2 protein-coding genes are annotated in these 534 nt (G+C 44.6%); both read right to left on the reverse strand.

All coding sequences use genetic code 11. The features are described 5' to 3' along the window. On the reverse strand, positions 1 to 226 hold a 226-nt coding region (gene ruvC, locus R7E78_RS30030; protein ID WP_318059127.1), incomplete at its 3' end, for a crossover junction endodeoxyribonuclease RuvC. A 128-nt stretch (positions 227 to 354) separates the two neighbouring features. Beyond that, positions 355 to 534, reverse strand: a 180-nt coding sequence (locus tag R7E78_RS30035; RefSeq protein WP_318059128.1) for an amino acid--tRNA ligase-related protein, incomplete at its 5' end; no start/stop codon positions are given.

The raw sequence follows: 534 nt of genomic DNA on the forward strand, positions 1-534 counted from the left end.
CGGCATTTTTCGCCATGAACACTTGCTCAATTGCAAATACGTCTGGTTGAAACTGGGTGATGATTTCCGTGACGCCAGCATAGATTTGCTTAAGCCGACCTGGCAATTCTTTTTCTGAGGTACGAATACACCCACTGCCAAGATATTGCAGATGACGGCCTTGCTGGCGAATAACGCCGTAACCGGTAATACGAGAACCTGGGTCAATACCCAAAATAATTGACATGAAGCGTCCTAAATAACTCGCTATTTTTATTAGAATCTAAACCCAAGCATTCTTAAGTCGTTTGGATATATCCCATTAAAACAAAAACTCCCGCAGGTGCGGGAGTTTTTTCTTTAATTGTTGTGCGCTTATTCTGCGTCTTTTGCTTTCGCTGCAGTTACCGCAATCGCTAGTTCTTCTAGAGCCGCTGGGTTTGCAATGCTTGGAGCATCTGTTAGCAAACACGCCGCTGCTGTTGTTTTAGGGAACGCGATAACATCACGGATGTTCTCAGTACCACATAGCAGCATTACTAGACGGTCTAAACC

Source organism: Vibrio sp. YT-19(2023), assembly GCF_033337395.1.